The 8120-nt window shown below is 39.2% G+C and carries 9 protein-coding genes; 7 read left to right on the top strand and 2 right to left on the bottom strand.

Annotation, left to right across the window (positions count from 1 at the left end):
• Positions 1–27: 27 nt before the first annotated feature.
• Complete coding sequence (locus CWB75_RS04370) at positions 28–519, bottom strand: SixA phosphatase family protein (RefSeq protein WP_138569992.1); 492 nt, start codon at positions 517–519, stop codon at positions 28–30.
• Positions 516–1670 (bottom strand): serine hydrolase domain-containing protein, encoded by a 1155-nt coding sequence (locus CWB75_RS04365; RefSeq protein WP_055013016.1) that lies wholly within the window; start codon positions 1668–1670, stop codon positions 516–518. The genes CWB75_RS04370 and CWB75_RS04365 overlap by 4 nt, the downstream gene beginning before the upstream one ends.
• 115 nt (positions 1671–1785) lie before the next feature.
• On the opposite strand from CWB75_RS04365, the gene CWB75_RS04360 reads away from it, so the two are divergent.
• The 7 genes from CWB75_RS04360 (at position 1786) to CWB75_RS04330 (ending at position 7900) form a co-directional block, all read left to right on the top strand.
• Complete coding sequence (locus CWB75_RS04360; protein ID WP_010387998.1) at positions 1786–2595, top strand: hypothetical protein; 810 nt, start codon at positions 1786–1788, stop codon at positions 2593–2595.
• Between the two features lie 93 nt (positions 2596–2688).
• On the top strand, positions 2689–3546 hold the full coding sequence (locus tag CWB75_RS04355; protein ID WP_138569991.1) for a MipA/OmpV family protein: 858 nt from the start codon (positions 2689–2691) through the stop codon (positions 3544–3546).
• Positions 3536–3922 carry a DUF3019 domain-containing protein gene (locus CWB75_RS04350; protein ID WP_010387996.1) on the top strand — a complete coding sequence of 129 codons (387 nt, stop codon included), beginning with the start codon at positions 3536–3538 and terminating at the stop codon, positions 3920–3922. Before CWB75_RS04355 ends, CWB75_RS04350 begins: the two co-directional genes overlap by 11 nt.
• A gap of 41 nt (positions 3923–3963) precedes the next feature.
• A complete protein-coding gene (locus tag CWB75_RS04345) occupies positions 3964–4668 on the top strand; it encodes a response regulator (protein WP_054201686.1) in 705 nt (234 codons plus the stop codon).
• Between the two features lie 86 nt (positions 4669–4754).
• Positions 4755–6044 (top strand): sensor histidine kinase, encoded by a 1290-nt coding sequence (locus tag CWB75_RS04340; protein WP_138569990.1) that lies wholly within the window; start codon positions 4755–4757, stop codon positions 6042–6044.
• A gap of 197 nt (positions 6045–6241) precedes the next feature.
• The gene (locus CWB75_RS04335) at positions 6242–7597 is read left to right on the top strand and encodes a sodium-dependent transporter (protein WP_138569989.1); all 1356 of its coding nucleotides are present in this window, start codon (positions 6242–6244) and stop codon (positions 7595–7597) included.
• A 78-nt stretch (positions 7598–7675) separates the two neighbouring features.
• The gene (locus tag CWB75_RS04330) at positions 7676–7900 is read left to right on the top strand and encodes a hypothetical protein (protein WP_138569988.1); all 225 of its coding nucleotides are present in this window, start codon (positions 7676–7678) and stop codon (positions 7898–7900) included.
• The last annotated feature ends 220 nt before the right edge of the window (positions 7901–8120 follow it).

Here is an 8120-nt window from a genome sequence, read left to right as displayed (position 1 = left end):
GCCGCGGCTGGTTTTTTTATAAATGGATTAAAAATCCATTATTCGCAAGTTTGCTTTATAGCTGCCATGCTCAAGCCTACTAAGTGAGTAATAGTGCCCGTACTGCCCCTCATCCATATTCTCAATAGTTTGGTTACTCAATAACGAAGCTAATTGCGGCGTGGTGTTACTATGCCCTATAACCACCACAACACCACTTTGAGCTAACAACTGATTTTTCAATGTCGTTAAATCAGCAGCATTATAAGTAGTAACTTTAATATTAAAATACCTAGCTAAAGGCGCTGCAGTGCTTAATGTGCGGTTATAATTACTACTGTATAACGTAATGTGTGGATGGGTTTTAACTAGCGAAACCAAATGCTCAGCACGTGCTTGCCCTTGCTCTGTTAAAAATGGATTATTGCCTGTTTGCTTTTCACTATGGCGAAACAAATAAAGCTGTTCAGGCTCAGCAAAAGCAGGATTGCATAGAATTAATAGTAATGCTATCGATGCTGATTTTATCAATACACTCATTGTTTTTTGCCTCGTTTGTATGCCAATAAACGGTCTATGAATTCAGTAGTAAGCTCATTAATGAGCCCTGTTTCTGCATTTAAAATCAAACTAAAGCCTACATTTAAGTGCGGAAAAACCACTAAGTCACTGCGGTAGCCTTGCACCCAACCACTGTGATAATAAAGCGTTTCATCATCATAGTCATACACACGCCAGCCTAGCCCATAGTAGGCTTCGTTCATGTGCTCTCGCCATACTCGTCTGTAGCGTTCTTTTTTAGTATGAGTATAAGGGCGTGTTTGTGTGGCCAATGTATCTAAGGATAATACCGATGGATATTGCCCTAATTGCGCATTTAACCAAATAGCCATATCTGACGCACTGGCGTTTACCCCTGCCGCGGGTGCAACTTTATAATAATTCTTTTTTAAGCGGGCGCTATACCAACGTTTTTTGCCACGCACGTGAGGGTGTGCATAGTTATTATCCTGCACCATGGCATCGTAACCCAAACTAGCATCATTCATTTCTAGGGGAGTAAAAAACGCCTCATTAAGCCACTGGGTATAGGTTTTGTTGGTACTTTTTAAAATTACGTCGTCTATTAAGCTAAACATTACATTTTGATAGCCATAGCAATCACCAGGGTCACAAATGGGTTTAACACTCAATAGTTTTTCAACAATGTCCTTATAACCCATCCGCGATTCGATTAAATTATCGTAAGCGTTAGGCACTAGCCCACTAGAATGGCTTAAAATATGAAAAACTTTTAAATCATCTTTATAGTCAGTTTGCTTAAAATCCGGTAAATAATAACTAACAGGTAAATAAAGGTTGAGCCGCTGTTCATTTGCGAGTTTAGCCGCTAACGACCCTGCAAATGTTTTCGATACGGAGGCTAAACGAAATCGAGTGTGCGGGTTAATTTTTTGCCCACCGCGCACCTTTGTATTGCCCATAGTATGGATGTAGTCACGTGCTTGTGAGTTGACAATGGATAGCGCCCCTCCTGGGATTTTTTTTATTTTTAGTTTTTTTTCTGTATAGCGTCCATAACTTTTAACAAATGCTTCCCAATCAGGATCTGTGCTTGCGCTCGCCTGTAAATGCGTCCCGATAAGGAGCACGGCAAAAAAGTAAAAGGGTAAGGTGTTAAAATACTTCATTCTTAGCTAATTTTTCTTTTTTAGTCATAATCAACCGTTATAATATCATGAACTTTTACTCGGACTAACGTACAATATGTTCGATTAATGGCTTTTGAGTGGATGTAAAATATTTATGCGTTTTTTAGTTGTATCACTTTTTATAATATCAGCGTCAGGTTGTGCTGTCGTTAAACAACCCGCAGAGCCTTTAGCAATGCCTGCAAAGCCTATGCTTAAGAGCCAAACTTATCAGTTAAAATATGAAACTGAGCATGCTTCACCAAAAGTGAAGTCGGTACAATTACCTGCCCACAACGTGAAAAAAAATCAAACTGTTAGAGTAATCGTAGACCGTGCAAGTGTTACCGACACTTTGGTCTCTCAAATAAGCCAAGCCTTGATTGATAAACAGCTTAAGGTGACCACTAGCGAGAATAGCGATTACACGTTAGCAATTCATCAAGTTGATCTGGAATTTATAGATGACGCCAAGTACACCCTAGCACAACCAGAAAAGCCATATTCACTGTTTTCAAAAGTAGCGCAGCAATTTCCGTCCCAACAATGCGCCAATATATTAGCCCAAGTTAGTATGCGACTTACTCACAAAGCATCGGGCGATGTGGTGTGGTTTGCTAAATCATCAATTGACAGTGCAAGCTTTCATCGTGAACCTTTAGTTTATAGCTTTAGCGAAGAAAAGAAGATCACTAATGAGCTAGAAGTTGTTGCATTTATACACAAGCACAACACCGAACAGGCTCGTCTTAAACGAGCTGAGCTTAATAATGAAGTAACGGCCCCTGCTTATAAAACCATTACAAAACTGAGTCGTTTAACTAAATTAAATGGGCCATGTACACGCACTGAAATAAGTGCTCTCACACCTATGATGCAATTTTACTTAAGCAGTATTCTTATTGATAAAATTAAAGTTCAGTAGTTGTTAGGACGACCGCTACATTTTTTTACAGATTTAGCTAAGAGTTTGACAATATACTAGCCTCTTTAGCAAACTCTAATTAAGGTTCCAAGGATGACGTATACTTCTCTTAAACAGTCTTTTGGTTGTGCGGCCTTATTAGTTGCCGCTATTTTTAGTGCCCAAAGCAGCGCCAGTAATCGTTACTATGCCGATAACACTTTGGAACCCACAACTGGTTTTGCCTGGGATTGGAGCGCTGGCGCAGGTTATTACATTGAAGACTCTTATTTAGTTGGCATGAACTCCTATGATGTTGGTGCAGAACTAGATTTGAGTATTGCAGTTTCTTACGATAATTTTTATCTAGATTTTGACCATAATCAGCTCAGCGGTGGACTTGTTTTAGGCTATAGCTTAATTAACAAATATGATTGGGGTCTTGATTTATTAGGCACCAACATTCAAGCAGGTTTTGATGAACAAGGTTTAGGCTTTTATAACGACGGAATAATTGATCCACTGCGTGGTATAAAAAAGCGTAACTATGATTTTGACACCGGCCTTCGATTAACACGCCGATTTGAAAACTCACAAATTTCATTTGAATATTTACATGATATAAGCGGTGCTCATAATGGTTGGGTTGCCAATGTGTTTTTCAGCCATATTCAACCTTGGCGCAATTGGGAGTTTCGCTCCGGTATTGGCTTAAGTGCCTACTCTGCTGATTTTACAAACTATTACTTTGGTATTGATAGCGATGAAGCAAACGCAGCACGCCCTATTTATAGTACCGATGCCAGTACCAGTATTATGTTTGAATTTCATGCTGAATATCCCATCAATCAAGATTGGGTATTTTTAGCAGGCTGGTTAACCACATGGTTTTCAAAAGAAATTGATGACAGCCCAATTATTTCCCAAGGATATCAACACAAAGCCAAGGTAGGCCTGCGTTATGTACTTTAGATTTTTTTACTGTTTGTTGTTTACATATTCGGGCTCTTTGCTTGCAGCCACTACACAACCACCCAGTGAACTTACTGCCGTTCCCGATACCTGTGTAGCCTTACGTGAAGGGCGTCAATGTTATGCCGATGTTGTCTTATCGTGGCAGCAACCAGAGGTAGGAAATTATTGTTTACGCGATGCGACCTCAAAATACATTATGCAGTGCTGGCTTAAACAGCGACAAGGCTCACTTAATTACGCCTTTGATTCAACCCAGAGCATTTCATTTGAGCTGTTTGATAGTAATACATCGCAAGTGATTGCTGTAAGCGAAGTTAAACTACAATGGGTGTATCAAAATAGACAAAAAAAGCGGCGTTGGCGGTTATTTTAGCCACACACTATAAACATCATTCAGGTATACGAAAAAAGCTTATGGATAATTACGGTACTATTTTACTGGTTGAAGATGATATCTCTCTTGCACAATGGGTAACTGAGTATTTAACTGAGCAAGGTTATATTGTGCATGTATGTCATCGCGGTGATGAAGTTATAAGCCAAGTAAAGCATTTAAACCCACAACTTATTTTACTCGATATTATGTTACCAGGTCTTGATGGTATTAGTGTATGCCGTGAGTTACGCAGCTTTTATCAAGCTCCTATAATTATGCTCACCGCACGAGATGAAGAAATGGATGAGGTCATTGGGCTTGAAGTCGGTGCCACAGATTACATTATAAAACCTGTTCGCCCTCGTGCACTGCTTGCTCGTATTAAGTCGGCTTTACGCTATAGCAGTGACACGCCTAAAACTGATGCTCAAGAGAGCATGATCAATATTGGTCAATTAAGTATTAATACCGAATCTCGTAACGTTACACTCAACCAGCAAGATGTGAATATTTCAAGCGCAGAGTATTTATTACTGCATTATTTAGCGAGCAACGCTGGGCAGGTTGTATCACGTGATGCGGTGTTTAAAGCAACCAAAGGTAGAGAGTATGACGGCCTAGATAGAAGCGTTGATGTACTTATTTCTGCTTTGCGTAAAAAGTTTAATGATGATCCGCAAAAACCAGAAAAAATAAAAACTATTTGGGGGCGTGGTTATTTGTTTGTGACTACAGCGTGGTAAGTTTTAATGCCTGAGCGCTTAAAATAATAAGCGCGACAATAATAAAAGTCACTTCAATACACCCAGCCTATTATGGAATAGCATCAATGAAAAAGTTTTATATTTCACTACTAGGCAGTGCGCTGCTTTCAATTATTGTTTTAGGTTGGCTTATTGATGCATTTAGCCAACAAGCACATGCACCTTTGGATGAGTTTAGCGTTCAAAGCCAGATTATTGTCGGGTTAAGTAAACAGCTCACAGCTATAAAGCCACAGGCACGACCAGAACAGGTAACTAAGTTAGCCAAAGATTTTAACCTGACTCTTAACTACAAATTAAATCAGTCGCTAGCATTACCATCAGCGCTATTAGATAAAATGCAAACTCAAGGCGGGTTAATACTCGAGGACGAGCAAGGCTTTTACATGCTCTACACTAATGATGCATTAAGCCCTTACCATTTAACCATGCGTTTAGATAAGCCTTATGAGAACATACAGCGAAACGACATAATTTTAACTTTGTTATTTTATACTGGCTTATGTGTTTTTATGGGTTTTATTATTACTCCTTTAGCAAAACGTCTTACAGTATTAAATGATGCGGCAAAACAGTTCGCATCCGGTAATGTTAAAGCCCGAATTAAGCCCTCTCGCTTTACCTATATAAAAGATGTGGAACTGACCTTTAACCGCATGGCAAGTCAAATTGAAAAGTTAGTTGCTGAAAATAAACTGATGGCCTCAAGCCTATCTCATGATATAAGAACCCCAATAGCATGCTTACGCTTTGGTGTTGACGCTGCACTTGATAGCCAGGATGAGAGCAAAATAAAGCACTACCTAACCCGTATGGAAACCGATTTGGATCATATGGAGTCAATGTTAAAAAGCTACTTAGCATTTGCTACTTTAGAACAAAATGCCAATAAACTTACTTACTCATCAGCAAATCTTAAACAATATCTAAGTGATATTGTGCTGCAGCTTGAACCAAGAATAACCGCACGTTCGCTTAATATTTCTTTAGAATGTGATGATCATACTATTTTTGCTGACTTACATTGGCTAGCAAGAGCGATCGCTAACTTAATTAATAATGCCTGCGATTTTGCACATCATCACATTAAAGTAACCGCCTCGCTACAAGAGCACACTCTAGTCATCAGCATTGCCGATGATGGCCCAGGAATAGCTCAAGAAAACAATCAAAAAGTATTTAGCCCGTTCTTCCGTGAGCGCAGCCACCGTAATCGCAGTGACAACAGTTACGGGTTAGGATTGGCTATCGTTACCAAAGTAGCCGATTGGCATCATGGCTCAATAGAAGTGAGTAAAAGTGAGCAACTTGGTGGGGCCTGCTTTACACTTACGATTGCGCGGTTTAGATATTAATCAAACAAGTATCATCCGCTCTAACTAACGCAATATAATTAAAGAAATCGTGCTATTTATAATCAAAAAATGCACGTGTTATTTATATCTGAAAATAAAACGCAATAATTGTGCGACTAAGTCAAATAAGCACTTTTTATTTTTTTACAATTCCAGTAGATTGTCACGGCGTCGAAAAAATAGAGAAGCAAAATAATATGAGTGCAGTAAGAGGTGAGTTTAGCTCCCGCTTTGGTTTTATAATGGCTGCGGCAGGATCTGCTGTTGGGCTTGGTAATATTTGGGGTTTCCCGACACAAACAGCAAGTAATGGCGGGGCTGCCTTTTTAGTCGCGTACTTAGTACTGGCCTTCTTTTTAGCCTATCCTGCTTTAATGGCAGAGCTGATGATAGGTCGTCATGGACAAGCTAATGCGGTTTCTTCACTAACTAAATTAACCACTAAACCTTGGCAAAAGCAGTTTGCCTTTGCTGTTGGCTTTGGCGGGATTTTATGTGCTGGCTTTATACTAAGCTTTTATGCGATTGTTGCTGGTTGGATGTTAAGTGCAACTTTAGAGCCGGTTACTACTCTCATAGGCGCAGATGCGGCATCTTCGTGGTTAAGTGAACAGTCACTTACACGTAACATTCTTTTTACTGTGGTATTTATTATTTTAACCGTTGCTATTATCAGCCGCGGTGTTGAAAATGGTATTGAAAAATGGTCAAAACGTTTAATGCCTGCTTTGCTCGGTATTTTGTTTGCCTTAATTGCCTATGTAATGACTCAAGAAGGCGCTGTTGAGGGATTAAAAGCTTACCTAGTCCCTGACTTTTCTTCTATTTTTGATCCCACCTTATTAGTCAGTGCACTAGGACAGGCCTTCTTCTCATTGTCACTGGGCACCAGTGTAATGATTATCTATGGCTCATATATCAGTAAAAAAGAAAACCTCGTCTCTTTGGGGGCTTATGTTACGCTTATTGATGTATTCATCGCATTTGTAGCAGGCTTACTAATTATCCCCGCGATGTATGTTGCACAAGCCCAAGGTGTTGAAATATTCTCGTCAACAACAGGTAAACTACTTTCAGAAGACACCTTAGTATTTCAGGTTTTACCCGCCTTATTTGATGGCATGGGTGGTGTGGGTTTATTTGTTGGTTTTGCTTTTTTTGCATTAATGAGCATTGCCGCTCTAACCTCATCAATTTCAATGCTTGAAGCGCCGGTATCGTACACTGTAGAGCGCTTTGCAATGAAGCGTGTGCAAGCAACATGGTTAATAGGTGCTTTAATTGCCATAGTTAGTATTACTATAGTGTGCAACTTAGGCACGTTATTTGGTTTAGTGATCACCTTAACAACTAAAGTCGCGCAACCTTTATTAGGACTTATGTGTTGTATTTTTGTAGGATGGATCTGGTATAGGTCATCACTGCTCAAAGCAATCCAGCAAGGTAACCCTGAAGTACATAACACCTTATTTTGGAAAATATGGCCTTGGTACACTAAGTTTGTATGCCCTATCGCCATTAGCTTAGTATTTTTACATTCTTTATTAAACTAGCTATAAAACGCCTATAAAAACTTTAAGACCGTTAAAGCCAAAGAAAAATCCTATGCTCACAAGTCATAGGATTTTTTTATGCAACTTGATTATGAATTAACTACCACAATCAATGCGCACAATAAGCTCCACTCATTTGAAAAATACACAGAAATACTCTTATGCGAATTAATTGAACACGCTACTCAACAAGTCGGTGCAGCAAACCATTTAAGAGCCTTACCCCCAGTTAGATTCTGTATTACAGTCAATGATTGGCATGAACTTATTCTGGCAACGTTTGGCTTGAAATGTATCGACTAAAAGGGACATTATGCTAGCTAATAAAAGCCTTTATTTGCACCTAGTGCAATCGTGTAGGCTAGACAACGTCTAAAATCAGAAGTCATTAAGCAAATATTCTCAGCGATGGAAAAGCAAAGTTACCAAAGTAATAAATTTGAAGCTAAAGAGATGAATAAAACCAAGGCTATAGAAATACCAGTCAGGTCAATTAACTGGTATTCCCGCATAGCGAAGTTTT

This window comes from Pseudoalteromonas sp. S1608, from assembly GCF_005887265.1.
GTDB lineage: Bacteria > Pseudomonadota > Gammaproteobacteria > Enterobacterales > Alteromonadaceae > Pseudoalteromonas > Pseudoalteromonas undina.
The sequence above is the reverse complement of the archived record's forward strand: the minus strand, read 5'-3'. Positions and strand labels throughout refer to the sequence as shown.

Bases quoted from the DNA above. Each gene is read 5' to 3' on its own strand.
- CWB75_RS04370 (WP_138569992.1), bottom strand. From the start codon at position 519: ATGAGTGTATTGATAAAATCAGCATCGATAGCATTACTATTAATTCTA.
- CWB75_RS04330 (WP_138569988.1), top strand. From the start codon at position 7,676: ATGCAACTTGATTATGAATTAACTACCACAATCAATGCGCACAATAAG.
- CWB75_RS04355 (WP_138569991.1), top strand. From the start codon at position 2,689: ATGACGTATACTTCTCTTAAACAGTCTTTTGGTTGTGCGGCCTTATTA.
- CWB75_RS04335 (WP_138569989.1), top strand. From the start codon at position 6,242: ATGAGTGCAGTAAGAGGTGAGTTTAGCTCCCGCTTTGGTTTTATAATG.
- CWB75_RS04345 (WP_054201686.1), top strand. From the start codon at position 3,964: ATGGATAATTACGGTACTATTTTACTGGTTGAAGATGATATCTCTCTT.
- CWB75_RS04340 (WP_138569990.1), top strand. From the start codon at position 4,755: ATGAAAAAGTTTTATATTTCACTACTAGGCAGTGCGCTGCTTTCAATT.
- CWB75_RS04350 (WP_010387996.1), top strand. From the start codon at position 3,536: ATGTACTTTAGATTTTTTTACTGTTTGTTGTTTACATATTCGGGCTCT.
- CWB75_RS04365 (WP_055013016.1), bottom strand. From the start codon at position 1,670: ATGAAGTATTTTAACACCTTACCCTTTTACTTTTTTGCCGTGCTCCTT.
- CWB75_RS04360 (WP_010387998.1), top strand. From the start codon at position 1,786: ATGCGTTTTTTAGTTGTATCACTTTTTATAATATCAGCGTCAGGTTGT.